Here is a 24,605-nt window from a genome sequence, read left to right as displayed (position 1 = left end):
GGAGCGAGGCTCCACCCGGGCAGAACAAGAAGTAGCGTTACTTCTTCTTCGCCTTCTTGGCCTTCTTCGCCTTCTTCGCCTTCTTCGCTTTCTTAGCCATAGTATCCTCTCAAGGGTTAATGGTGGAACGCGACACGAGGGATGCTCGGCGGAGGGCCAGCCTCGCAACATCCTCGACGCCAAACTCAGCAGATTCGCGGGCGCCTGCCCCGCGCTGTCACGCCGCTGTCATTACGTTATCCACAGCTCAAACGCTCTTATAGGTGATTTCCGTCCGCGAATCCGCCTGCAACCGTCCGCCAGATGCCCGCACGGCATGGCTAACGATCCGCCAACGCGCGCGGCGTTCATCAATCCAAAACCAAGGGCGCGCTTTCGCAGATCGCGGTGAGACTCCGTTAAGCGCGCCGCGCGCATTGTCCTCCGTAACAAGACGGGGATGGTCATGGACGGACGGCTGCCAAACGGAGAGGGCGAGACGACACGTGTCTCGCAGTCGCCATGCTGAGCGTGTCGACACTCTGGATCGTCATCGTCATCAATTTCCTGGCGCTGGGCCTCATCTGGGCCTACGTGGCCAACGCCTATCCCAAGTTCGAGGCGGCACGGTTCTGGACGGCGGCCGCGGTGCTCGCGGCGGTCGGTGCCGGCATCACCATGCTGCGCGGCGTGATGGATCCGCGCTTTCCGTTGATTGCCGGCGGCGGGCTGATGATCTTCTCGTCCTGGCTCGCCTGCATGGGCGTGGCGCGATTCTACAACAAGCCGGTGGCCTGGCGCACGGCGATCGGGATCTCGCTGCTGACCACGGCCGGCCTCGCCGGATTCCTTGTCGTGATCGACTACATGCCCGCGCGTGTCCTGATTTATTCATTGGGACAATCGACGCCGATCGTGATGGTGCTGCCGCTTCTCCTCGGCAAGCAGGATGGCCGGGAAAATCCCGGCGCGCGGCTCGCCGCGATCGTCGCCTTCATGCTGCTGTCTGCGCATCTGATCCGCTCCGTTGCCGCGCTGCTCGGCTTCGGCGGCGCCATCACCGCGATCAATTTCAACGGATTGCAGGCCGCGTTGATCCTGGTGCTGGTATTCCTGGCGATGGCCTGGAATTTCGGCTGCCTGTTGATGGCAATCGAGCGCCTGCGCAACGAGGTCGCCGATCTCGCGCTACTCGACGATCTCACGGGTGTCGCCAACCGGCGGCACCTGTTGCAGCGCCTCACCGAAGAGTGTGCCCGCTCGGAGCGCAGCGGCAAGCCGTTCTCGCTGCTGGTCATCGATCTCGACGGCTTCAAGGCCATCAACGACACCCATGGACATGCTGCGGGCGATGCCTGCCTGCAGCATTTCACCTTGATGGCGCAGACGCGCCTCAGGCCTGGCGACATGCTCGCCCGCACCGGTGGCGACGAGTTCTGTATCGTGCTGCCGTCCTCGACGCAGACCGAGGGCGCGCTGATTGCCCGCCGCGTGCTGGACGTTTGCCGCAGGGATGCCGAGACCTGCGCAGGAGGCGAGATTCCGATCGCGGTCTCGATCGGCATCGCGCAGTGGGAGCGCGGCATCGGTCAATTTCCCGACCGGCTGATGGCGAACGCCGATCATGCGCTCTATGCCGCCAAGAAAAGCGGCAAGAACGATTTCGCGATCTACGATCCAGCGCCACCGCTCCAGCCGGATGCGCTGCAGCTGCTAACGGAAGCGGCACGCAAATTCGCCTGACGCATGTTAGGCTGGAGACGCAACGGACCGCCCCGCCTCATGCTTTCCCGCTTTCTCGCGGCGCTGCTCGCCGCGCTTGCACTGCTGGCTCCGGCCGCCGCAACCGACCCCGACCTTGCCAGACTGGCGCGCTCGTCGGGCACGCCGACGATTCCCGGCCTGAACATGGTCTGGCTCGCGCCCTGGGGCGACGTCGCGGCAGCCCATGCTTGGCACAACATCATCGTGCACCAGACCGAGGGGCCTGCGGGATCGGCCCGCATGGGTGCCCTTGCGCAATCGAAGAACCCGACGCGGCGCGGCGTCACGATATGGGTCGAGACCGACGGAACGGTCTATTGGGCCGTCCCTGAGAACCTCGTTCCGACCCATGGCGATGGCGCCAATCGCAACGACAACACCTTCATCGACAACTCCGCGACTTACCATCGGGTCGTGCGCGACAACTCGATCGGTGTCGAGTTCGCCGGCAATTTTCCGGATGTGACGAGGGGGCCGACCGAGGCGCAGGTTGCGGCATGGCGCATCCTCGTGGCCGTCCTGCGGGCACGCTACGCCATCCCGCTCGACCACGTCTATGCGCACAACTGGATCGACTTCAAGGACGCCCGCTACTGCGAAGGCTGCCGGCTCGCGACCCTGGCGAGGGAGTGGGGCGAATAGGGACCAGCTTCGCGCGTTTTGTTGAGCGCAAGTAACGCCATCATCGCCTGGCTTGATGGCCCGGCGGGCGGGTCCGGACCAAAATGTCGAAAACAACCCCATGCAAAGTAGCCCGGCCGTCGCCGGTGGGGAGCCGCTGAGCGCACCGAAGAGTTTGACCTGTCGCGCAAATAGCCGCGATGGACGCATGGTCGAGCGTACTAGGCGGCGCCAGTGCAACTGGCGACGCCGGGCGAGGTGGACTCGCTCGCGGAGTATTTCCAGGCATTTTACTAACCACAATCACCGCCGTCATCGCCCGGCTCGACCGGGCGATCCAGTACTCCGAGACGGTCGTGATTGAATCGACAAGCCGCGGCGGCCGCGGCGTACTGGATGCCCCGGTCAAACCTGGGCATGACACCGCGAGATTGGTCGCGTTCCACCACACACAAAAAAGCCGGCGTTGCCGCCGGCTTTTAGGTCTCTTCGATCCGCCAATTTCTGGCGCCGGAAAGTCTCGCGCTTAGTGCGCGGCTTCCAGCGCTGCTTGTTCCTGCTTCGCGATGGTGCCCTTGACCGCGGCCTGCACCTTCTCGAAGGCGCGGACCTCGATCTGGCGGACGCGCTCGCGCGAGACGCCGAACTCGGCCGCGAGGTCTTCCAGCGTCATCGGCTCGTCCGCAAGGCGCCGCGCCTCGAAGATGCGGCGTTCACGCGGGTTGAGCACGCCCATGGCGCCGTTCAAGGCGTCACGGCGATGATCGTATTCCTCGTGTTCGGCCATCAAGGCTTCCTGGTTGGGCGAGGTATCGACCAGCCAGTCCTGCCATTCGCCGGCCTCACCGTCGTCGCGGATCGGTGCGTTCAGCGACGCGTCGCCGCCGAGGCGGCGGTTCATGTCGATGACGTCCTGATCGGTGACGCCGAGGCGGCTCGCGATCAGCTTCACCTGGTCGGGGTGCAGATCACCCTCGTCCAGAGCCGAGATCTTGCTCTTCGCCTTGCGCAGGTTGAAGAACAGCTTCTTCTGGTTCGCGGTGGTGCCCATCTTCACGAGCGACCAGGAACGCAGGATGTACTCTTGAATCGACGCCTTGATCCACCACATGGCGTAGGTGGCGAGACGAAAACCCTTTTCGGGCTCGAATCGCTTCACCGCCTGCATCAGGCCGACATTGCCTTCCGAGACAACCTCGGAGATCGGCAGGCCGTAGCCGCGATAGCCCATGGCAATCTTGGCCACGAGGCGGAGGTGGCTGGTGACGAGTTGATGCGCCGCGTCCCGATCGTCATGCTCGCGCCAACGCTTGGCGAGCATGTACTCCTGCTGGGGTTCCAGCATGGGGAATTTGCGGATCTCGGCGAGGTAACGGGAAAGGCCGGATTCTCCATTCAGAACCGGCAACGTAGCTGCACGGGCCATACTTGCGCCCTCCAAAGGTTCAGGCCCCCGATAGCGGCGGGCCAGGCAGACGACCGCTTGGTTAAAGCCAGTCGAGCTGCGATGTTCCGCGTCGATCTTTCAACGCAGGCGCAATATACCTCATCGGGAGGCAATTAGGGAAGGATTGTTGACGTCACGTCCCCGTGTGGCTGCTATAACTTTTTGTAATGTAAAGGTTTTCTGAAGCGGCCTGCGTCATAGCGCCGCTTTTAGCCTCCCCTCGAGGAGAAGCAAATCCTCCGGCAAGGGCTGTTCCCAGTGAAGGAGTTCTCCGCTTCGCGGGTGCTGGATTACCAGCAGATAAGCATGCAGGGCCTGCCGGCCAAGGTCGGCGAGGGCGCCTTGCGATTCCGGCCCGAGCTGGTTCGCCTTGGTCTTGAAGTGCGGGCCGTAGACGGCATCCCCCATCAGGGGGTGGCCGATATGGGACAGGTGGACGCGGATCTGGTGGGTGCGCCCAGTCTCGAGCTCGCAGGCGAGCAGCGCGGCGACCGGCTTGCCGTCGCGTCCGGTAAAGCTCTCCAGGATCTCCCAATGCGTCACCGCTACACGGCCGCTTTGCCTCACCGCCATTTTCTCCCGCGCATGCGGGTGACGGTCGATCGGCGCATCGACCGTACCGCGCTGCCGGTTCGGCACGCCCCAGGCAAAGGCGAGATAGCCACGCCGCATTTCGCCGGTGCGACCATGGTCGGCGAATTGCGCCGATAGCGACTGGTGGGCGAGGTCGTTCTTGGCGACCACCATCAGCCCGGTAGTGTCCTTGTCCAGCCGGTGCACGATGCCGGGCCGGCGTACTCCGCCGATGCCGGACAGCGAGGTGCCGCAATGGGCGATCAGCGCGTTCACCAGCGTGCCCGTCTCGTGGCCGGCGGCCGGGTGCACGACGAGGCCCGCCGGTTTGTTGATGACGATGATGTCGTCGTCCTCGAACACGATATCGAGCGCGATATCCTCAGCCATGGGCTCGGCGGGGGCGGCTTCCGGCACGTCGATTATGATCGTATCGCCGGATGCGACGTGGTAAGCGGGATCGCGGATCGCGGCGGCTTTGAGGCTCACCGCGCCCGCCAGAATCAGGGTTTTCAGCCTTGATCGCGACAGCTCCGGCAGGCGGGCGGCCAGCACCCGATCGAGCCGGGCCGACCCCTCGTCGCCGGCGACGACAACCTCCAACCTTTGCGCTGACCCAGAGCTCTGCATGACGACCGAAACCGCTGTTCCCGAACCGACCTCCGAGCAAGCCGCGCTGTTCGCGCGGGTGCGGCGGATGATGCTGATCGCGGGGTTGACCACGGCGCTGGCAATCTGCGCCGTCCTGATCGCGGTGGGCTACCGCCTTTTCAAGTCCGAGGGAAGGGCGACCGAGGCGTTGAGCGACGTCACCGCCACCGTGCCGAAAGGCGCCAAGATCGTGTCGACCGCGGTTGCCGGCGATCGGCTGGTGGTGACGCTCGATATCGGCGGGGTCACCGAAATCCGCACCTTCGACGCCCACACGCTGAAGCCGGTAGGACGGCTTAAATTTGCCAACGAGCCGTAAGGCGAGCTCGCCGCTGCCGGCCAAGGCAAGCTCGAGAAGCGGCCACATCCTCAAACCGTCGTCCCGGGGCGCGCAAAACGCGCTCTCGTAAAGCGAGATGGTCGCCTGGGATTTGCCGCAACAATGTCTAGCCGGGGTAATCGCGACGAGCGCAAGCGCTCGCGCGGGGGTCCTGGCTTTCGCCAGAACGACACCGAGAAATTAAGCCCGTTCCAATCCGAGTTTCGCAAAGTCGCCCAATCACGCTTGCCGCCAGCGGAATTCGCGGCTATGTCCTGTCCCTCACGCTCCCTTCGTCTAGCGGTTAGGACGCGGCCCTCTCAAGGCTGAAACAGGGGTTCGATTCCCCTAGGGAGCGCCAGCGATTTCAACCGCTTATCTGATTTTTTGAGTTGCTGGCCCCCGGCTTCTCCAACTTTTCTCCAACTCACACCTGCTTCGCGACGTGGGGCAACTCCCCAAGCAGATGTGGGGTCCGGAATGCGGAGGCTCCGCACGAGGGTCTCTGTTCTCATGGGGATACCTAGGGACGCGGCGGTTCGTGTTTGGATGCCCTGCCCGCGCGAAGGGCCCGTAGAAATTGGAAAACAAAAGCGCCGTATGGGCGGGAGCGCAGCGGAGGGTCCGCGCTGCGATCGCGTCGTGACGACGCATGATTCACCTTGTGGTGGTGTGGAACCGATCGTTGGGATATGCTGGTTGTGCATGCCGTCGATTTTCAGGGAGATGACGTGAGCTAGGATCTGTTTGCTTGGGGAGGACTGTCGTGCAGCCACGTCAAGAGCGTCAGATCGACAAGAGCCGAGAACTTTCCTGGTACGAACATCTGCTCGTGCTCTTGCAGATGGGGGCGTCGATCGAGCATGCCCTCATGGTGCAATATTTGTACGCGGCCTATTCGCTGCGCGACGATGTCGAGCAGGCGCGGCGCTGGCGCGAGGCTCTGTTGCTGATCGCGCGTGAGGAAATGGGGCATCTGCTGACGGTGCAGAACGTTCTCGCGCTGCTTGGCGGCCCCATCAACATCGACCGCGAGGACTACCCCTTTCACACGCCGTTCCAGGCCTTTCCGTTCCAGCTTGAGCGCCTGACCCACGGCTCCCTGGCCTGCTATTGCTATGCAGAAATGCCCGTGGGTTTGGAAAAGGAGCGCCGTGCAGAGTACGATGCAATTCGCGCGGCCGCGGAGACGCACGTCAAGGAGCACGGAGAAAACTTCGGGGACGAAGTCAAAGGGGACGAAGTCAAACACGTCGGGGAGCTTTACCACCGGATCGTCGGGATTCTCGGCGATCCCGAGAAAATCCCGGACCACTGCTTTGTCGATGCCGCTTTCGGCCAAATGAGTTGGGATGACTGGGGGCGCAGCTACCGCGGCGAACCTGCACCGAAGACGACAACTCCAGAGTTCGCAGCGCAAACAGGCTCCGAACGGGCCACCCTCTTCATCAGCAAAGTCACGACTCGAGAGCAGGCCATTCTCGCTCTCGCGGAGCTTTCCGAGCAGGGCGAAGGCCTCGTTGCGGTCGACGAATTGATGGGAGGCACCCCTATCCTGCGAGCGATCCGCCCCAGTATTCATAAGGTAAAACCTGAAGACAGCCATTACGGGCGCTTGCGCGCGATGTACGAGGAGCTTTGCAACTATAAGGATGCTAGTGAGTTCAGCTGGAACGTTCCGTACAACCCGTCGAGCGACTATTCGGAAGACCGCCCTTCGGCGCAGGGCACAACTGCAAGCAGCACCAAGATCGAAAGCAGGCGGTCGCGCCGGTGGGCGGGGCTTTTCAATGTTCGATATCGCATGCTGCTGACCTGGCTGCTGCACGCGCTCACGCTGACCAGACGGCATCCGCCGCCGGCGACGGCGCATCTGCGCGGACAAATCATCCACCGCGTGTTCGGCGAGATGTACAACATAAAGGCGATTTCAGAAATTCTCGTCAAGTCGCCGTTGAAAGACGATCAAGATCTGAGTGATCTGCAAGATCCGAAAAGTCCGCGCGCCGGGCCCCCGTTCCAGATGCCTTCCCGCCTGACGCTTCCGCCCAACGAGCGCGATACCTGGCGGATTCACAGGGAGGCGATCGCAACATCGCAGGAGCTTTGCAAGAAGCTGCTCAGCGACAAGAAATATGCATTCTCTGTGGAGACCAGACCCGCGGCGAGAAACTACCTCGCGGCATTGATGCAAGCCGACAGGGACGCGCTTAAATGGATCAACACCGTTTTTGAAGGGCTCCGGTAAACTTGGGGGGCTAGTTCGATGACGATCAAAAAAATTGCGATTCTGCCGCCTTTAGCTTTTGCGCGTTTTGGCTCGCACCCGGAACCGGTCGACAATTACACACTTGAACCGCCGAAGGCGGACGATGACCCGCTCGGGTATCGCCGCATCGTACCCGAGCCGACGTTCCAGGTTTCGGCGAACGGTGAGATCACGGGGGATAAGACGCCGGAGACGATCATTTTCAAGCAGGACGGCAAGGTCCGCCCGGTGGCCCCGTTCTTCGAGCTGTGGGGCGAACTTGATGACGGCCGTTTTGTCCACCTCGATCAAGACATGTTGAGGAAAGCCAAGCTGGAATGGCGCATCGAGGTCGAAAATCGCAAGGTGTTCCGGCGCACCAACAATGATCGGGATAAAGTCAAGGCAGAAACCAAATGGTTTTCAGACCATGCGGTTCAGAAGCTTGAGGGTAAGTGCAAGAACTTTGTTGCCGGCGCTTCGATCGGCTTCGGCGAGGTGCGCTACATCAAGCCCAACAGGAGGTATCCCCACATCCGCTTGCGCTTCACGCCGGCGGCGGGGCGCATCTACGGCCCCGAGCAGCCCGCGGGTGACCACCTGGACGAAGAGTTCCTGGCAGCGCGCGTCTACAAATACCCGGGTCAGAATGCCAAGCCAAAGTCCAACTCCAAGGCCAAGTCTTGGGTGCGCTGGGAGCATGAACCCCAGAACGAGAAAGAACATGATATCGATACCGTGCCCCCCGATCTGTTCGCGATCATTCCGCCTGCGCCGCCATGGCTCAAGCAGGAGAAGGCCGAGAGTCGAGGCTATTTCGATGATGCCTGCGACGGGTTCGTGCGAGCGAAACTCACAATACCCGGCAAGACTCTACACGCAAAGGCGCGCATCGGCGTCGCGCCGCCGCATTACGCGCCCGACACGTTGTTTGTTCGCAATCTTCTTGATGAGCTCGAACAGGCGCGCGAAGGCGTCGAGATCGAAGGCGATTCGCGCGAGCGCGCTTTGGAGATCGTGCGGCGGGCGTTCGAAACCGTCCGCTTCATGAACGTCGCCGTCATGAACGGCAATCCGTTCAGAGGTCGCGATGGCATCGATCTCGATACCATGCCGGCCGAAGAGGCGTTCGGCAATCAACGCCCGCTGCGGCCGGTGTTTTCGCCCCCGGCGGCGGACACGCGGGCCATCATGGCATTGCATCAACGTGTCTTCGCTGCGGTGACGAGCGGGACCGCCGCCTGGTTCGCAAAGCTGCTTCGGCAGCCCGAAGAGGTCGCCGATCTGACCGACGACGGACGGCGCAAGATGCCGGCGCTCATGTGTGGCGCCGACAGTAATTATCTCGCTCTGACGCGCCGACAGATCAGGGCGCTCGAAAAGATCGGGCCGCCAAAGATGGTTCCGCCCGCGTCGAAGGGGTCCACGCAGGAGCCTGGTGCGCCGCCAAAGCAAGAGCCGCCTCCACCTCCGCCGTTGCAAACAATCGACGCGGATAAGCTTGTCCGGCTGCGCCCGGTGAACAAGAGCGCAGAGCTGCTGTACAAGGCGGCGGGCAATCCAATCAGTTCACATCCGATCACGGCCATCGGCAACTGTTGTCCGGGTCTCGAGTTCGATTTTCGTGCGGTCTGGCGCCGGCTGTTTGTTGGAATCACGCTGGTCGAGCACGACAACCTGGTCGTCGACGCCGATCATCAGTTTCGGCAATTGCGGGGACGTCGGCTGCTCAAGATCGACGGTCACAAAGTGGTCACCAGGATCAAGGGACCAAAAACATCGAACCCGATCGGCTCCGCCGTCGAAACCAACGAGGACAACCCGCAGGGCGTAATATGCATGGAGTGGTCGAACAGTCTTGCGCGCATTCTGACCAAGGCGGGTGAGAAGGTTACCTGTATTTTTAGTGACGAAAAGTGGGGCCCACGCACTGCTCTCGGCAAATATCCTGAAGGTGATCCCGATGAGACCGAGGACTCCGAGGAGACCGAGAATCCCGAATATCGGGTGAAGACAATCAAGCAGCAATTGGAGATCCGCGATTTCTTTGAAGACGACTCTGCGGTCGTCTCGGAAAGGCTGGCGGAAGCAGGCGAATTGACCCAGGGCTTGTGCTCGCCCTGGCAGAACGATTTTCGCGAATGCTCCTGCTACTACTGGGCCTCCAGCCGGCCCGACTATGTCAATGTCACCATCGGGCCGGACGGGACGAGCCGCGGCGACAATTGGCTGCAGAAGAAACGCAACGGCGACTACCTTCCGGACGATTACCAGGACTCGCGGCTCATCCTGTACGACGATCTGTTCAAGGAATGGGAGCGCATCCTCAAATTCCAGGTGGGGGGATGGGACTACGAGCCCGATGAGGAATCCGAGCACGCCGACGAGCTCCCGAAGAAAAAGTGATCCCCATGGGCATGGACGCGTTTGCAATGCCCTCACCCGTCGCGATGCGTTTCATGGCCGCCGGCGCGCCGCGCTCACCCGACATCCATTTGCTGGAAACCGAGGCTGGCCATCATCTGTTCGTGGTCAACGGCAGCCGGCTGTTCGACGTCGAGCCTGACCTGTTCGCTCGCCTCGGCGCTGCGATCGCCGCCGACCGGGTGAGCGAGGTTTTGTCCGGTATCGGCGTCGGCGAGCCGCCGTTGATCGACGATGCGCCGCTTCCCGCGCCGCCGATTCATGCACTGTCGCTCGCCATCGCGCAGAAGTGCAATCTCGGCTGCACCTATTGTTACGCCCAGCAAGGTGAGTTCGGCGGGACCGCCAAGAACATGGAACTTGGCGAGGCACTTCGCGCGGTGAACTTGCTGGTGGGAAGCGCCCAACCGGGGGCGCGCCTCAATCTCGCGTTTCTCGGCGGGGAGCCGCTGGTCAATCGCAAAGTGTTGCGGGCCGCCACACAGCACGCCGTGCATCTGGCCGAAAGCCGCAAGGCAAAGATCACCTTCTCGATCACGACCAACGGTACGTTGCTGAGCGAGGACGACGGTCGCTTCTTCGAGGAGCATGGTTTTGCGGTCACCATCAGTATCGATGGCCCGCGGGAAGCCCATGACGCCTTGCGCCCTTTCAAGGGCGGCGGCGGCAGTTATGACGCGGTGATGAAACGCGTCGCGCCGCTGCTCAAGATGCAGCAAAGAATGCAGGTCTCCGCGCGGGTGTCGGTGACGCCCCGAAACCTTTCCCTGCGCCGGACGCTCGACGCGTTTATTGCCGCCGGCTTTCACAGCGTCGGCTTTTCCCCTGTGCTCAGCGCGCCCAACGCCGAAGGCGAAATGCAGTCCGAGGATCTCGAACGCATGCTGGGGGAAATGATCGATTGCGGGCTGGAGTTCGAGCGCGCTTTGCGCAGCGGCCGGCGCTATCCCTTCGCCAACATGGTCAATGCGATGCGCGAGATCCACCGTGGAACGCATCGCCCCTATCCCTGCGGCGCAGGCGCCGGCTACCTTGGTGTGTCCGCCGAAGGCGAACTTTCGGCCTGCCACCGTTTTGTCGGAGACGAGATTGGCGCGATGGGCTCGCTCGACGACGGCGTCGACCTTTCTCGCCAGGCTGACTGGCTGGCAACGAGGCATGTCCACCAGCAGGAGCCCTGCAATTCCTGCTGGGCGCGCTATCTCTGCGGTGGGGGCTGCCACCACGAGGTCATCCGGCGCGGGCGGCCGGCTTGCGACTACATCCGCGCCTGGCTAAATTATTGCCTCGAGGCCTATCTCCGGCTGTCGTCCGACCCGGGAGCGGCTAGGTTCGGCCTGACAGGAACGGCCCATGGCTGACGTCTGCGTCATCGGAGCGGGGCCAGCCGGTAGCACATTCGCTGCGCGAATGGCCCAACTCGGACATCGAGTTCATCTGATCGAACGGAAGCTATTCCCGCGCAGGCATCTGGGCGAGTCCTTGAGTCCCGGCGTCATGACGCTGCTCAGGGCGGCCGATATGCATGAGACGGTGGAGGCGGCGGGCTTTCCCAGAGTGAGCGGTGTCTGGGTAAAATGGGCTGACGGGCCGAGATTCCGTGAGGATCCCAGAGAGGAATGCCTCCTGGTCGATCGCGGCGAGTTCGATCTGCGCTTGCTGGAGCGCGCGCGGGCCTTCGGGGTGCGGGTTCATCAACCCGCGCATGTCCTCGAGCAAGTTTGGGACGGCGCGAAATGGCGGCTGACCGTCGACGCCGACGGTACCTGCGTGCATCTAGCTGCCGACTTCGTGGCGAATGCCAGCGGACGGCGCGGCGTTTCACCGCGCCGTCAAACCAAGACGGGTGCGTCCACGCTGGCGCTTTATGGCTATTGGCGTGGCGCGAGCGTGCGGACCGCGCCGTGGATCGAGGCGGGCGAGGACGTTTGGTATTGGGGCGTTCCCTTGCCCGACGGAACCTATAACACGCTGGTGTTTGTCGATCCCGACCGGTTCAGGTCGGCTCCGGGCTCCAATCTGTCGGAGCGCTTTCTGGGGCTCATCGGTCGCTCCGGTTTGATGGCGGACTGTCGCGACGCCGAGCTGGTCGCCCCCGCGCGCGCCATCGACGCGACACCCTATCTCAGCAGCGACTGTGTGGCGCCCACGCGAATTCAGCTAGGGGACGCAGCGCTTGCGATCGATCCGATTTCATCCAGCGGTGTTCAAAAGGCGATCCAGACGGCGCTTTCCGGCGCCATCGTCGCCAACACCCTGCTGAACCGGCGCGAAATGACCAAGGCTGCTCTGGATTTTTATGGCGCGCAGCTGAACGATGCATCGGATCGACATCGTCGCTGGGCCGCCGGGCACTATCGCGCTGTCGCGGATCAATGCGATCGCCCGTTCTGGCGGCAGCGCTCGGCGCCGTTCGAGACCGGGGAACCCCCACCGCTTCCGGCCTTCGACGCCGACGCTTTGGCAATGACGCCCGTGGAGCTGTCGCCCGAACTGGAGTTTGTCTCCACGCCCTGTCTGCGGGGTGACTTTGTCAGCATCGCCTCGGCCCTGCATCATCCGCGCCTTGGAAGCCCGCTGGTGTTCCTCGGGGGCCGGGAACTTGCGCCGCTGCTGCAGGACCTACCGCCGGGCAAGACGCCGCTGCAGATCGCGCAATCCTGGTCGAACCGCATGCCGCTCAAATCCGGCATGGCGATCGCAGGCTGGCTCGTCAATCACGGCGTCCTGGTCGGACAGTCTAAGCAGGGCGGAGCGCCGTCATGAGAGCTGCCCCCCTCTCGGAATGGCTCAAGTCACACGATCTCGAACGTTTCATTGAAGTGTTCGAGGAAAACGAGGTTGACCTCGCGACCCTTCGGGTGCTGACCGACAGTGATCTCAAGGAGCTTGGTATCCCGTTCGGACCGCGCAAGCGAATCCTCAGCGTGCTGGGCGAGGGAAGGGCGCTCAACGAATCGGCCGCGCAGGCCGGGACGGCGACGGGTGAGCGCCGCCAGTTGACGGTACTGTTCTGCGACATGGTGGAGTCCACCAAGCTTGCCTACAAGTTCGATCCCGAGAGGCAGCAGATCATCCTTCGCGCCTACGAAGAGGCCTGCACGACCTGTGTGAATCGTTACGAGGGCTACGTCTTCAGGATGCTGGGCGATGGCGTCGTCGCTTTTTTCGGATTCCCACTCGCGCACGAATCCGAGGCTGAACGCGCGATCCGCGCCGGGTTGGATATCGTCGAGGCCATCGCACGACTGAATATCAAAGGCGTTGGGCGGCTGCAGGTTCGCATCGGTATCGCTTCAGGCATAATTGTCGTCGCCTCCGGCGAACGGAACGCGTTCGGCGAAACCATGAACCTGGCCTCCCGCCTTCAGACGGTCGCCAAACCGAGCTCCGTCGTAGTGAGCGAAAGCGTGCGCCGGTTGGCGGCCGGGGAGTTCGAATATGAGGATCTAGGGGAAACGGATCTGAAGGGCGTCAGCGGCTCTACGAAGGTCTATCACGTACTCGGTCTGAGTCAGGCCGAGAGCCGCTTTGAAGCCGCAACGAAGCGTGGGCTCACGCCGATTGTCGGGCGTGATGCAGAGCTCTCGACATTGATAGACATGTGGCGGCAGGTGAAAGAGTCGCGTTCGGGGCAGGCGATCCTGCTGTGCGGGGAAGCCGGTATTGGCAAGAGCCGAATGGTCAGTGCGCTGCGCGAACGCCTCCAGAACGAACCCGTCCAAACTCGGCTGTTTCAATGCTCGCCATTCTTCGTCAATAGCGCTTTCTATCCTATTCGTTCGTCTTTCGAACGGGCGCTCCTTCCGGTTCGCAACAAGGGTGCGCAGATCCAATTGGGCCAGCTCGAGGCGCGGCTCGTCAACCGACTGGGCCTCGCCCGGCAAGACATGCGCTTTGTCGCAGCGTTGCTTTCGGTTCCTTACCAGGAGCGCTACGGGGTGATTCTCGTTTCCCCCAAGCTCGCCAAGGAAGAGACGATGCGAGTGTTGATTGAGATCGTCCGGGCTGAGGCGCGCGCGGGACCTACCCTTATCCTGTTCGAGGACGCTCACTGGGCTGACCCGACGACGCTCGACCTGCTTGGACGCTTTATCGATGTTCTGGCCGACATTCCGACTTTGCTAGTGGTCACGGCGCGCCCTGAATTTAGAGCGCCATGGACGAATCACTCTGCCGTAACCGCGATTGGTTTGGCGAAGTTCACCCCGGCGCAGAGCAGTTCGCTCGTCGCGAATGTCGTAGGGCGGAAGGCGCTGCCGCCAGGCCTTGCTGCTCAGATTGTTGCCAAGGCCGACGGCGTTCCCTTGTTCGTCGAGGAGCTGACGAAAACCATCATGGAGTCCGGCGACCTGATCCTCGAGGGCGATCGGTACGCCTATGCCGGATCGTCGGCCAACGTCACGATCCCCGAGACCCTGCGAGACTCGCTGATGGCGCGCCTCGATAGGGTAGCGGTGAGCAAGGAAATCGCCCAGGTGGGTTCGGTCATCGGCCGCGAGTTCAGTTATGAACTACTCGCCGGGTTAGAGCTGATGAGCGAGGAGGCGCTGAGCGACGGACTACGACACTTGACCTCGTCCGGGCTGGCGACCTGCCACGGTGAGACTCCCCACGCCGCGTATACGTTCTCCCACGCCCTTGTTCAGGATGCCGCCTATGAATCTCTCCTAAAAAGTCGACGTCGGCAGCTGCACGGTGATGTCGCCCATCTCCTCGAGGAACGTTGGCCAGCGACGCGCGACTCCGCCCCGGAATTGCTCGCCTTTCATCACACCGCGGCGGAGTGCCATCGTGTCGCCGCGCCGCTGTGGCTGCGGGCCGGCGAAGCCGCGATCGGGCGATTTGCCTTGCGCGAAGCAATCACCCATTTGCGGACCGGCATGTCGGCGGTATCGAAGCTTCGGCCCTCAAAAGCGCGCGACCTTATGGAAATCTCACTGAGAACCGCGCTCGGGCCAACGATCGTGGCGCAGCGAGGTTGGGGGCAGGCGGAGGTCAGTGATATTCTCGAACCAGCATGGCGGCTCGCGCAGTCGCTCAAGCACACGACGGCCTACTTGCCGATCCTGAACGCGTTGTCGGTGCACTATATGTGCATAGACCAGCTGACGGAATCCCTCCGCTGGGCTGACAGACTATCAAGGGCGGGGGCAGAACTCGGCGACGACGGCTTGGAAATTGTCGGACATCGCGCCACTTCCGCCTGCCATTACTGGCTCGGCGAATTCGAAGCGGCGCGCCGCTCTGGCGATGAAGTGCACAGGCTTTACGACCCGGAGCGGCATTGGGGCCTGGTGGCGCTCACCAACACCGACCCGTTCACCGGCGAAGGCATTTATCGCGCGCAGTTCCTCTGGATGATGGGTTATCCCGATCAAGCGCTCGCGGCGAACCAGGCTACCGAGGCCAACGCCCGGCGCCGGGGCCATCCGTTCGACCTTGCCTTCGCGCTCACGCTCGGTGCGCAATTGTTCGATTATCTCTGCGATTCCGATGCGCTGCTGCAACGTACCGACGAGGCCGAACGCATCGGTAAGGAGCGCGGCATCGCGTTGCTTGGCGAAATCATGACCGAGATCAGCCGCGGCGTCGCGTGGCTGCGCGCCGGCCGTTTGGCCGAGGCCTTGACGCAGCTGGATCACGGTATCGAGCGGCTGATGCAGACAGGGCACCGGATCTGGATCTGGTATCTCAGGGCTTTGCGCGCCGAAGCGCTGGCGCTAACCGGAGACATCGATGGCGCCTGGAGGCTCATCGAGGAGAGTGTCGTTCGCATCGAAGCCGGCGAGGAGCGGTCGCACTATGCCGAGGTGCTGCGCTTGAGGGGCTGGATATTGATCTTGCGAAGCGAACCTGAACAAGCCGCGGCGACCTTACGCAAGTCCTTGACGGTTGCCGGTGACCAGCGCGCAAAATCCTGGGAGCTTCGCACCGCGACCACGCTCGCCCGTCTTTTGGCGACCGGAGGCGATCAGGCTGAAGCGTTTGCGGTGCTGGCGCCCGTCTATGAATGGTTCACCGAAGGGCGCGACACCAGGGATTTGAGGGAAGCCGCCCAACTTCTGGCCGAACTTCGCGGCGCCCCGCCTGCGCGACAATCCCGAACCGTTCAAAAAGCCTGAGCCTAGCAGGGAGTATCACGATGTCTAAGAAACATGAGGCGGAGGAAGCGGCGATCAGGGAGCTCGATGCGCAATGGAGCAAAGCGGCAACCGCAAAGAATATGGATGATGTGATGAAGTTCTACGCAATCGACGGTTCGATAGTGTGGCCGGACCAGCCGCCCGCCAAGGGACACGCAGACATTCGCGACAGGTGGGAGGAAATCTTCAAGGCAGCGCCGAACATGTATCTGGATTTCAAACCGACGCACATCGAGATCGCCAGCGGATGCGACATGGCTTCTGACTTCGGCGTGGTGCATTTCGCACCGCATGCCAAACCCGATGATCGCAAGAACACCGCAAAGTATCTCGTGGTCTGGAAGCGCGAACACGGCGACTGGAAAGTGCTTTACGACTGCTGGAACTGGAACGCACCGGAAAAGGATCGCAAATGATCGATCCTGAGTGCGGGATTGATGGACGCGACAGTCGCACTGAAACCGGAAGAAGCGCCGAGGCTGGTCCCGAGAACTCGTTGGTCGACCACTGAATGAAGCCCGGAAATTGGGTTGGAAGGAACTGGTTTTATTCTGAATGGCGCGCCATTTTGCCATCTTTCAGAATAAGAACTCCAACCTCCAAATCCGCGTCCGGACCGGCTCCGGTACTCGACGGAGAGAAGCGAACGCGCGCGGCAATTCGGTGGAGTTCGAGATGAATTCGCGCCGCTTCATTTGATCACCTCGCCGGCTTGGCAAACTGCATTGCCGATGAGGCGACACACGCGGAGCGGCCGGATCGGCACGCTGTAGGCGAACCTGTGATTTCGTCACTTCGATTGAATCTCTCATGCCTCTTGTTGCTGGCACTGCTCGCGCTGAGCAGTAGCTTGGTTCGCGCGCAGGGCTTGGCGCCCGACCGCGAGCTGGTGGTGGCGACCAAGGAAGCCGCGCCTTTCGCCATGAAACAGACGGATGGGAACTGGGGCGGTATCAGCATCGAGCTCTGGAAAAGGATCGCCGATGGAGCGCATCTGCATTTTCGCGTGGTCGAGACCCAGAGCGTGCAGGATCTGCTGGATGGCGTCGCGAAAGGCAACTTCGACGTCGGTGTTGCGGCGATAACCGTGACTGCTGCGCGTGCGCGCAGCGTCGACTTTACCCAACCTTTCTACAACACCGGGCTCGGGATTGCAGTCCCGATCAATGAAAGCACCTGGGTCGCCATCGCCCGGGCGCTTTTTTCTTTCGGCTTCTTCCAGGCTGTCGCGGCGCTGCTTTGTTTTGCTATGGCGGTAGGCTTCCTGATTTGGCTGCTGGAACGCCGGAAAACGGAGCATTTCAGCGGAGGAGCCAGGGGGCTTGGCTCCAGCTTCTGGTGGTCAGCCATTGCAATGACGCAGGCGGGAGCCGCTCAGAACGCTCCGACAACCCTCCCCGGGCGAATCGTCGCGGTCGGCTGGATGATCGCGTCTGTCATCGCCATAGCGGTGTTCACCGCCGGCATCACCTCCACTCTCACGCGCAGAGAGCTCCAAGGCGCGGTCCACAGCTTCAACGACTTGCGATCCGTGCGGGTCGGCGCCGTCGCAAACTCCGCCACAAGCGACTACCTCACTCGCCAGCAGCTTTCGTTCCGGACATTTCCGGACGTTCAGGGCGGCTTGTCCGCATTGAGTAGCGGATCGATCGACGCCTTCGTGCATGACAAGCCGCTGATCGCCTGGATGGTTCGCAACGACTTCTCAGCCTCCGTCCGGGTCGTCGACACCAGCTTCAACAGCGAAAGCTATGCGATCGTGCTGCCAAAGGACAGCGCATTGCGGCCGATGCTCGATCTCGCCGTGCTTGATCAAATCGAAAGTGAGTGGTGGCAACAGACGCTGTTCCAGGCCCTTGGAAATGCACGGTCTCGCTAGCACCAGGATGCATAGAGGGTCACCAGCTTGGCTCGATCATCCATCCCAGCCTCCCGTCTGTGCAACCCAGCTCTGAATTTCCGGACTGCGCGTTGGTGTTACGTTCAACACTCCCGGGAACCAGGCGTCACCTGCACTCGCGCCCCAAAATCCAGCGGCAAGCTTCCTGGCAACGTCTAGCGGCTGAGGAAAGCGGATGGCACGTTTGCTTTCAGTCAATGTCGGTCTGCCGCGTGACATCGCATGGCGAGGCAGGACCGTTCATACGGGCATCTGGAAAACGCCGATCACAGGCCCGCGCATGGTGCGCCGGCTCAACGTCGACGGCGACGGACAAGGCGACATCGCAGGCCACGGCGGCGAGCACCGCGCCGTTTTCGTCTATCAAATCGAGTCCTATCAATATTGGCAGAACCAACTCGGTCGGAAGGACCTCGCTTACGGTCAGTTTGGCGAGAATTTCACCGTGGAAGGCATGGGCGACACCGAAGTGTGCATCGGGGACCGCTACCGGATCGCGGACGCCCTGTTCGAGGTGACGCAGCCGCGCGTCACCTGCTATCGCGTGGGCATCCGTATGGACGAGCCGGAAATGGCCGCGCTGCTCGTCAAGCACGGCAGGCCTGGCTTCTATCTCCGTGTGATCGAGGAAGGGGAAGTAAAGGCCGGTGACGAGATTGTCCTGGTCGCAGTCGGCCCCGAGCGCATGAGCGTGTCCGAGATCAATGCGCTGCTCTACACGGCGGACCACCCCAGCGACCGCCTGGAGCGCGCGATGCGCATTCCGGCATTGAGCCCGGGCTGGCGCAATTCCTTTGTGGCACTGCTCGAGCAACAGCGCAGGGACGGCCCGGCACGCGGAAACCCGGGCCTTGTCGCAGCGTCCGGGCCGCCTCCGGCCTGGCGCGGATTCCGCCCGTTTCGTGTCGCGCGCAAGGTGCGGGAGAGCGACAACGTAACGTCGCTGGTGCTTGAGCCCACGGACGGACGGCCTGTTGCTGCCGCTCTCCCCGGACAATTCGTCGTGTTGCAGCTCGGGCCGGCTTCTGCGCCAGCACTGATGCGAAGCTATTCGTTGTCGGGAAAGCCTGACGATACGTCCTATCGCGTGAGCGTGAAGCGGGAAGCGCATGGTAAGGCCAGCACTTATGTCGCAGATGAGCTCGGGGTTGGCGACATCCTGCAGGCAAGTGCGGCGCGCGGCAGTTTCACGCTGCAACAAGGTAAACGGCCGGTGGTGCTGTTGAGCGCCGGCATTGGCGTGACACCCGTGCTCGCGATGCTCCACGCGCTGGCGGCGGAAGCCACGACGAGGGAAATCTGGTGGCTGCACGGCGCCCGCAACGGTCGGGAGCATCCGTTTATTGCGGAGACGCGTGGGCTGCTCGAAGCGCTGGTTCACCATCACAGCTACATCTGCTACAGTGCGCCGGATTCCGGGGATCGGCCCGGCGTGGATTTTGACGCTACCGGACACCTCGATCCCGCAGTGCTTCACAAGCTCCGCGTCCCTCGCGACGCCGACTTCTATATCTGCGGTCCGGCAAAATTCATGGAAGATCTGACCACGGGTCTTGGCGCAATGGGCGTGGCGCGGGATTGCATCCAGACCGAGATGTTCGGCGCCAAGCCCTCCCGGACACCTGGCATTGTTGCTTCACCTCGCCGGCATCCGCATCCGCCGGCCGGGACTTCGGATGCAGGACCGCTGGTTTCCTTCGCCCGCAGCGGTCTCGATGTCCGCTGGAGACCATCCTTCCAAAGCTTGCTCGAGCTGGCGGAGGCTTGTGACGTGCCTGTGCGGTGGTCGTGCCGAACCGGAGTCTGCCACGCCTGCGAGTCCGGACTTGTGTCGGGAACGATCGCCTATCGGCCAGACCCGATCGATGCACCGGCAGAGGGTAATCTGCTGATCTGCTGCTCACGCCCCGAGGGCGACATCGTGATTGATCTCTGATCGTGGTGAGGCAACGGCAAGAACGACGGAGGAACCGAGATGCGATCCGACATGACGCAGGGAGCCATTTTTCCGGACTATGAGCTCAGCGACCACACAGGCAAGCATCGCAAGCTCTCGGAATTGCAGGGCGACGATCCGATGGTCCTGGTCCTTGGCCGGGGCGGATACTGTCCAAAGGATCGCCGTCAGGCCGAAGGCCTGCTTCAACTCCATCGCGAGATGGAGGTTGGATATTGCCGAATGGTCACGATCACGACTGACAACATCATTGAAACGAATGAATATCGCAGCGGCGTAGGCGCCCACTGGCCCTTTCTTTCCGATGCACGGCGCATCGTGCAGAAGGATCTGGACATCGCAGAGTATACTGATCCCATTCACAATCCGATGATTCCGCATGTGATCGTGCTGGAGCCTGGGCTTGTCATCTACAAAATCTACAATGGCTACTGGTTCTTCGGGCGTCCAACCGTCGAAGAACTCCGCCAGGACCTTCGGGCCGTCGGCAAGAAATGCCGGCCGGATTGGGACATCACGACGGTCGAGCTGAAGGCGCTTTGGCAGCAAGGCCGGAAGGAACTCTTCTACCCATATGGCAAGCCTCGCGATGGATAGAGCGCAGCGCTCGCTCTGCGACAGATGAAGTACCGGCCGCATCCCCCGAGCATCACTCCCTCCTCCAGAACGAGTGTCTAAAGATTTCGTCTCACTCTTTCGAGAAATCGTTCTTTCTCGCCAGGCGCGTAAGCTTGGGAAGCTCCGTAATACGGCTCATTGTGCGGCACGCTCTCGGAGAGCATTTTTAGGCGCCGTGCAATAGCTACTCCTCCACCGCCAACCCCTCCCCATGCACATACCACTCCGCCCGTGACGCCCACTGCACGTGCCGGTCCGGCGTCATCCCAAGCGGTTCGTCGAATGCGCCGGCGTGGATGATCGCCTCGCGTCCGCTGCGGGTGAGGTGTGGCATGGGGCTGCCGCAAATCTTGCAGAATGCGGTTGCAAAGCTTCGCGCCGTCGGCAGGTCGTAGCGGGTGACGGATGCTTCTCCGCGCAGCCATCGCAGTGCGGAGGCCTCTACGATCACCTCGCAGGAATGCGCGGTCCCGGTCGCCTTCCGGCAGCGCGAGCAGTGGCAGTTCAGGAAGCGATCGAATGGACCCTCGACCTCGAAGGCGACTTCGCCGCAGAGGCAGCTTCCCTTAAACGCGGCCATCATGGTCTCCTCATTCTCATCCTAGCCCGCTTTGGCCGCGAACCCTTGCAGCGCATAGAGCCACCCCAGCAGCGTCACGACCGATAGCAGCGTCGTGATCGAGACCGTGGCTGCGACCAGCGAATGCTCCACCTTGTAGGCTCCGGCCAATATGTAGGCCGTCTTGGCTGTCGGCACGGCGGCGCAGATGACGGCGGCGATCGTGTAGAACGGATTGAGGCCGGAGGCGACACACAGGGCGTAGACGAGCAGCGGCATGAACACGAGCTTGACGGCCGCGAGCACGAGCGAGGCCTTGAGGTTCGCGCGCACGCCTTCGATCGAGAGGCCGAGCCCGATGGCGAAGAGGGCGCACGGCGTGAGCGCGGCCGCGAAAATGTTCAGATAATCCTTGAGCGGAGCAGGAATCGGCAGGCCCGTGATCGCCCAGGCAAGACCGATCAGGGTCGAGAGCACCATCGGGTTGAGCAGGATCTGCTTCACGAGCGTAGAGGGGGCTGCCGCGCCCGGCGCGCCCCGGCCGCTGCTCTCCAAGAGGATGACGGTCACCGGGAACATCACGGCTGCGACGAACACGGTTGCGATGGCCGCGGGCAGCACGGCCGGCTGCCCGTAGATCGAGTGCAGGACCGGCAGTGCAACGAAACCGGTATTGGTCATCGCGGCCGTCATGCCCTGCATCGTGCTGGAGGCGAGATCGCGGCCGAGGACCAAGCGAACGACGAGAAAGACCAGCGCGAAGCACAGCATCGATCCACCGCCAAAGGCGAACAGGAAGCGCCATTCCAGCAGATTGCTCGCCGGCTCCTGCGCGATGGTGACGACCAGCAGCGCTGGCATCGCTACGTTATAAGCGAAATGCACGAGCCCGTCGGCCAGCGACCGCGAGATGTAGCCGAGCCAACCGGCGAGCCAGCCAGTGACGATGATGGCAAATACGGGAAGGACGAGGCCGGCGACTTGCATCCTGGTTTCCCCCTGGCTGATTCCCTGATCAGGCCCCGTCATGTCATCTCGGGGCATGCGACCCCGGGTTGTTGAGGCTATACTAGTTCAGATTCCGGATCAGCTTCCAGGAAACCTCATGTGGGGTCCGCTCAGCCGGCGTGATGCGGTGCTGCAAACCGCGGGGCTTGCGGCCGCGAGCGTGGCCGCCGCCATTCCTGTGGCCGGCCGGGCGGTGTCGTCGCTGGCGCCGCTGCGCAGCCGGGAAATCGATGGTGCATTGTCGGCCGGCGTCAGCGCCCAAAGGATTCCCGGCGTGGTGGCAATGGCCGCGAACGAGCAGTCGGTGCTCTATGAGGGGGCCTTCGGCCTGCGCAATGGCGATGCGGCCTCGCGTATGTCGACTGATACGATCTTCCGCATCGCCTCGATGGTCAAATTGCTGACATCGGTTGCGGCGCTGCAACTCGTGGAGCAGGGCAGGCTGCATCTGGACGAGCCGGCCGCCGATATCGATCCGGCGCTCGCCGCTATTCAGGTGCTCGCCGGTTTCGACGCGAAGGGTGCCCCGCAACTGCATCCTCCCGAGAGGCCGCTGACGCTGCGCCATCTGTTGTCGCACACCTCCGGCTTCAGCTATCTGCTCTGGGATCCGAAGGTCGCCCGCTATCTCAAGGTCGCGCGCGGCGTGCCGAGGCTGCCGCGCATGCCGCTGATGTTCGAGCCCGGCGCAAGATGGGCCTATGGCGGCAGCCTCGACCGCGTCGGCCGGATGGTGGAGATCGCGAGCGGCGAGCCGCTCGAGCGCTACTTCCGCGACCACATCACCGGTCCGCTCGCCATGAACGACACCGTCGTCGCGCTCGACGACAAGCAGCGTGCGCGAGAGGCCAGCCTGTTCGTGCGGGATGCGCGGGGCAAGCTTCTGGAGCAGCCGCTGGAAAAGCCGGGCGGCAACAAGGCGTTTCTGGGTGGTGGCGGCATCTATTCCACCGCGTCCGATTACCTGACCCTGCTCCAGGCGCTGCTCAACGGCGGCAGCCTGCGCGGCAACCGTATCCTCCAGCCTGCGACGGTTGCCTCGATGTCCGAAAATCAGATCGGCAATCTCGAGGCCGGCATCCTCAAGACGACCAATCCGGCGCTCTCGAACGACGTGGACTTCTTCCCGGGTGCCCATCTGCGGTGGGGGCTGGGCGATATGATCAATCTCGATCCCGTCCCGGATGGCAGGAGCGCCGGCAGCCTGACCTGGGCCGGCCTGTTCAACACCTATTACTGGATCGATCCCGCGAAGCGCCTTGCTGGCGTCATCATGATGCAGATCCTGCCTTTCGCGGACCGCGAAGCGCTGAACGCCTATCGCCAGTTCGAACACGGGGTTTACCGCGCGTTGCGGCAGTCCTGATCTTTTATAACGCGGGAGCTTGCGGCATGATCTGCAAGTGCGCTCGCGCTTCGCGCTCACCTCGAGGTCAATCATGTCTCCCGAAATTCCACCTGCACCCGCCGACGCAGCCTCACGCCGGGCGGCCAAACCGACTGTCGTCTACCCCGCCGGTTCAATGCCAAGGCCTGATATGGCCATCCTGGAATCCGCGCGGCAGACGATGGTCAAGACGCAGGAGATCGCGGTGCCGCCGCGCGATGCCCGCGCGTTTCACGTCTCGCGCGGCCAGTTCTTCCGCATCGTCAGCATCGAGGGCCCGCAGGTCGGCGATCTCAATCTCTGGAATGCCCACGATCTCTCCGAGCGCTTCTTCAGCGGCAAGACCCGCGCGCTTCACGCAACGCATGTCGGCGCTGGCGACCGGCTCTGGAGCACCATGCCGCATCTGCGGCCGATGGCGACCATCAGCCATGACACGCTCGGCTGGTACGGCTTTGACGCGGATGGCGCCGGCATCCACGACGTGATCGGCACGCGCTGCGATCCCTACACGAACCTGCTGCTCAATGGCACGGCTTACGATTTCTGCTGTCACTCCAATCTGTCGCGCGCGCTGGCTGCCGAACTGAAGATGGACGCACGTGCGGTCGAGCATCACGTCCACGACGTCCTCAATGTCTTCATGTGCACCGGCTTCACTGGGGATACGCACCAATATTTCATGAAGGCCAGTCCGGTCCGACCCGGCGACTTCATCGAGCTCTTCGCGGAGATCGATCTGCTTGGCGCCTTGTCGGCCTGCCCGGGCGGCGATTGCAGCGCGACCCATTCCAGCGATGTCGCGGCCTGTTATCCGCTCAAGATCGAAATCTTCGAGCCGGACCGGACGACGCTGGACGCCTGGAGCTGGCCGTTGCCGAATACCTACGATCGCGGCCATGGGAGTGATCGCTAATCGCCGGGAACCAAAGCCGCTGTCCGCGCGTCATTGACGGGTTCCCTTGGCTCCTGCCGATGGCAGGAGCCGGAGACAACCGGAAGGG

The 24,605-nt window shown here is 62.5% G+C and carries 18 protein-coding genes and 1 tRNA gene; 15 read left to right on the top strand and 4 right to left on the bottom strand.

What is annotated here, in order from left to right; translation table 11 throughout:
* The first annotated feature begins 501 nt into the window (after window positions 1-501).
* Both SO140_RS15470 and SO140_RS15465 read left to right on the top strand, forming a co-directional pair.
* A complete protein-coding gene (locus SO140_RS15470; protein WP_449382457.1) occupies window positions 502-1,722 on the top strand; it encodes a GGDEF domain-containing protein in 1,221 nt (406 codons plus the stop codon).
* A gap of 39 nt (window positions 1,723-1,761) precedes the next feature.
* Window positions 1,762-2,385 carry a peptidoglycan recognition protein family protein gene (locus SO140_RS15465; protein WP_449382456.1) on the top strand — a complete coding sequence of 208 codons (624 nt, stop codon included), beginning with the start codon at window positions 1,762-1,764 and terminating at the stop codon, window positions 2,383-2,385.
* Window positions 2,386-2,890: 505 nt separating this feature from the next.
* Here SO140_RS15465 and rpoH read toward each other — a convergent pair.
* Together rpoH and SO140_RS15455 are read right to left on the bottom strand one after the other, a co-directional pair.
* Window positions 2,891-3,790: an RNA polymerase sigma factor RpoH gene (gene rpoH, locus SO140_RS15460; RefSeq protein ID WP_449382455.1), complete on the bottom strand. Its 900-nt coding sequence runs from the start codon at window positions 3,788-3,790 to the stop codon at window positions 2,891-2,893.
* A gap of 216 nt (window positions 3,791-4,006) precedes the next feature.
* The gene (locus tag SO140_RS15455; protein ID WP_474801774.1) at window positions 4,007-5,014 is read right to left on the bottom strand and encodes an RluA family pseudouridine synthase; all 1,008 of its coding nucleotides are present in this window, start codon (window positions 5,012-5,014) and stop codon (window positions 4,007-4,009) included.
* Between SO140_RS15455 and SO140_RS15450 the strand changes: the two genes are divergently transcribed.
* From SO140_RS15450 to SO140_RS15400, 11 genes are all read left to right on the top strand, one after another.
* Entirely contained in the window at window positions 5,013-5,354 is a 342-nt protein-coding gene (locus SO140_RS15450; protein WP_449382453.1) for a hypothetical protein, read from the top strand. The genes SO140_RS15455 and SO140_RS15450 overlap by 2 nt on opposite strands.
* Before the next feature lie 286 nt (window positions 5,355-5,640).
* Window positions 5,641-5,715, top strand: a tRNA-Glu gene (locus SO140_RS15445).
* Between the two features lie 405 nt (window positions 5,716-6,120).
* Complete coding sequence (locus SO140_RS15440; protein WP_449382452.1) at window positions 6,121-7,602, top strand: ferritin-like domain-containing protein; 1,482 nt, start codon at window positions 6,121-6,123, stop codon at window positions 7,600-7,602.
* An 18-nt stretch (window positions 7,603-7,620) separates the two neighbouring features.
* Window positions 7,621-10,008: a hypothetical protein gene (locus SO140_RS15435; protein ID WP_498542768.1), complete on the top strand. Its 2,388-nt coding sequence runs from the start codon at window positions 7,621-7,623 to the stop codon at window positions 10,006-10,008.
* 26 nt (window positions 10,009-10,034) lie between these two features.
* Window positions 10,035-11,387 carry a radical SAM protein gene (locus tag SO140_RS15430; protein WP_449382450.1) on the top strand — a complete coding sequence of 451 codons (1,353 nt, stop codon included), beginning with the start codon at window positions 10,035-10,037 and terminating at the stop codon, window positions 11,385-11,387.
* Entirely contained in the window at window positions 11,380-12,792 is a 1,413-nt protein-coding gene (gene qhpG, locus SO140_RS15425) for a flavin-dependent monooxygenase QhpG (RefSeq protein ID WP_449382449.1), read from the top strand. Before SO140_RS15430 ends, qhpG begins: the two co-directional genes overlap by 8 nt.
* On the top strand, window positions 12,789-16,151 hold the full coding sequence (locus SO140_RS15420) for an adenylate/guanylate cyclase domain-containing protein (protein ID WP_449382448.1): 3,363 nt from the start codon (window positions 12,789-12,791) through the stop codon (window positions 16,149-16,151). Before qhpG ends, SO140_RS15420 begins: the two co-directional genes overlap by 4 nt.
* Window positions 16,152-16,171: 20 nt before the next feature.
* Entirely contained in the window at window positions 16,172-16,588 is a 417-nt protein-coding gene (locus SO140_RS15415; RefSeq protein ID WP_474801780.1) for a YybH family protein, read from the top strand.
* Window positions 16,589-16,992: 404 nt separating this feature from the next.
* The gene (locus SO140_RS15410; RefSeq protein WP_474801782.1) at window positions 16,993-18,051 is read left to right on the top strand and encodes a transporter substrate-binding domain-containing protein; all 1,059 of its coding nucleotides are present in this window, start codon (window positions 16,993-16,995) and stop codon (window positions 18,049-18,051) included.
* A 196-nt stretch (window positions 18,052-18,247) separates the two neighbouring features.
* Window positions 18,248-20,008 carry an MOSC domain-containing protein gene (locus SO140_RS15405; RefSeq protein WP_474801784.1) on the top strand — a complete coding sequence of 587 codons (1,761 nt, stop codon included), beginning with the start codon at window positions 18,248-18,250 and terminating at the stop codon, window positions 20,006-20,008.
* Window positions 20,009-20,047: 39 nt separating this feature from the next.
* Window positions 20,048-20,626, top strand: a complete 579-nt coding sequence (locus tag SO140_RS15400; protein WP_449382444.1) for a redoxin domain-containing protein — start codon at window positions 20,048-20,050, stop codon at window positions 20,624-20,626.
* 205 nt (window positions 20,627-20,831) lie between these two features.
* Here SO140_RS15400 and SO140_RS15395 read toward each other — a convergent pair whose 3' ends face one another.
* Together SO140_RS15395 and SO140_RS15390 are read right to left on the bottom strand one after the other, a co-directional pair.
* On the bottom strand, window positions 20,832-21,227 hold the full coding sequence (locus SO140_RS15395) for a GFA family protein (protein WP_449382443.1): 396 nt from the start codon (window positions 21,225-21,227) through the stop codon (window positions 20,832-20,834).
* Between the two features lie 21 nt (window positions 21,228-21,248).
* Window positions 21,249-22,193 (bottom strand): AEC family transporter, encoded by a 945-nt coding sequence (locus SO140_RS15390; RefSeq protein WP_449382442.1) that lies wholly within the window; start codon window positions 22,191-22,193, stop codon window positions 21,249-21,251.
* A gap of 118 nt (window positions 22,194-22,311) precedes the next feature.
* Between SO140_RS15390 and SO140_RS15385 the strand changes: the two genes are divergently transcribed.
* Both SO140_RS15385 and SO140_RS15380 read left to right on the top strand, forming a co-directional pair.
* Window positions 22,312-23,580, top strand: a complete 1,269-nt coding sequence (locus SO140_RS15385; RefSeq protein WP_449382441.1) for a serine hydrolase domain-containing protein — start codon at window positions 22,312-22,314, stop codon at window positions 23,578-23,580.
* A gap of 73 nt (window positions 23,581-23,653) precedes the next feature.
* Window positions 23,654-24,517 carry an urea carboxylase-associated family protein gene (locus SO140_RS15380; protein WP_449382440.1) on the top strand — a complete coding sequence of 288 codons (864 nt, stop codon included), beginning with the start codon at window positions 23,654-23,656 and terminating at the stop codon, window positions 24,515-24,517.
* The last annotated feature ends 88 nt before the right edge of the window (window positions 24,518-24,605 follow it).

The sequence above is a fragment of the Bradyrhizobium sp. UFLA05-108 genome (genome assembly GCF_059803455.1).
The sequence above is the reverse complement of the archived record's forward strand: the minus strand, read 5'-3'. Positions and strand labels throughout refer to the sequence as shown.

Excerpts from the sequence above, each read along its gene's own strand:
- SO140_RS15470 (WP_449382457.1), top strand. The coding sequence starts at position 502 with ATGCTGAGCGTGTCGACACTCTGGATCGTCATCGTCATCAATTTCCTG.
- SO140_RS15465 (WP_449382456.1), top strand. The coding sequence starts at position 1,762 with ATGCTTTCCCGCTTTCTCGCGGCGCTGCTCGCCGCGCTTGCACTGCTG.
- rpoH (WP_449382455.1), bottom strand. The coding sequence starts at position 3,790 with ATGGCCCGTGCAGCTACGTTGCCGGTTCTGAATGGAGAATCCGGCCTT.
- SO140_RS15450 (WP_449382453.1), top strand. The coding sequence starts at position 5,013 with ATGACGACCGAAACCGCTGTTCCCGAACCGACCTCCGAGCAAGCCGCG.
- SO140_RS15455 (WP_474801774.1), bottom strand. The coding sequence starts at position 5,014 with ATGCAGAGCTCTGGGTCAGCGCAAAGGTTGGAGGTTGTCGTCGCCGGC.
- SO140_RS15435 (WP_498542768.1), top strand. The coding sequence starts at position 7,621 with ATGACGATCAAAAAAATTGCGATTCTGCCGCCTTTAGCTTTTGCGCGT.
- SO140_RS15430 (WP_449382450.1), top strand. The coding sequence starts at position 10,035 with ATGCCCTCACCCGTCGCGATGCGTTTCATGGCCGCCGGCGCGCCGCGC.
- qhpG (WP_449382449.1), top strand. The coding sequence starts at position 11,380 with ATGGCTGACGTCTGCGTCATCGGAGCGGGGCCAGCCGGTAGCACATTC.
- SO140_RS15420 (WP_449382448.1), top strand. The coding sequence starts at position 12,789 with ATGAGAGCTGCCCCCCTCTCGGAATGGCTCAAGTCACACGATCTCGAA.
- SO140_RS15415 (WP_474801780.1), top strand. The coding sequence starts at position 16,172 with ATGTCTAAGAAACATGAGGCGGAGGAAGCGGCGATCAGGGAGCTCGAT.
- SO140_RS15405 (WP_474801784.1), top strand. The coding sequence starts at position 18,248 with ATGGCACGTTTGCTTTCAGTCAATGTCGGTCTGCCGCGTGACATCGCA.
- SO140_RS15400 (WP_449382444.1), top strand. The coding sequence starts at position 20,048 with ATGCGATCCGACATGACGCAGGGAGCCATTTTTCCGGACTATGAGCTC.
- SO140_RS15395 (WP_449382443.1), bottom strand. The coding sequence starts at position 21,227 with ATGGCCGCGTTTAAGGGAAGCTGCCTCTGCGGCGAAGTCGCCTTCGAG.
- SO140_RS15390 (WP_449382442.1), bottom strand. The coding sequence starts at position 22,193 with ATGCAAGTCGCCGGCCTCGTCCTTCCCGTATTTGCCATCATCGTCACT.
- SO140_RS15385 (WP_449382441.1), top strand. The coding sequence starts at position 22,312 with ATGTGGGGTCCGCTCAGCCGGCGTGATGCGGTGCTGCAAACCGCGGGG.
- SO140_RS15380 (WP_449382440.1), top strand. The coding sequence starts at position 23,654 with ATGTCTCCCGAAATTCCACCTGCACCCGCCGACGCAGCCTCACGCCGG.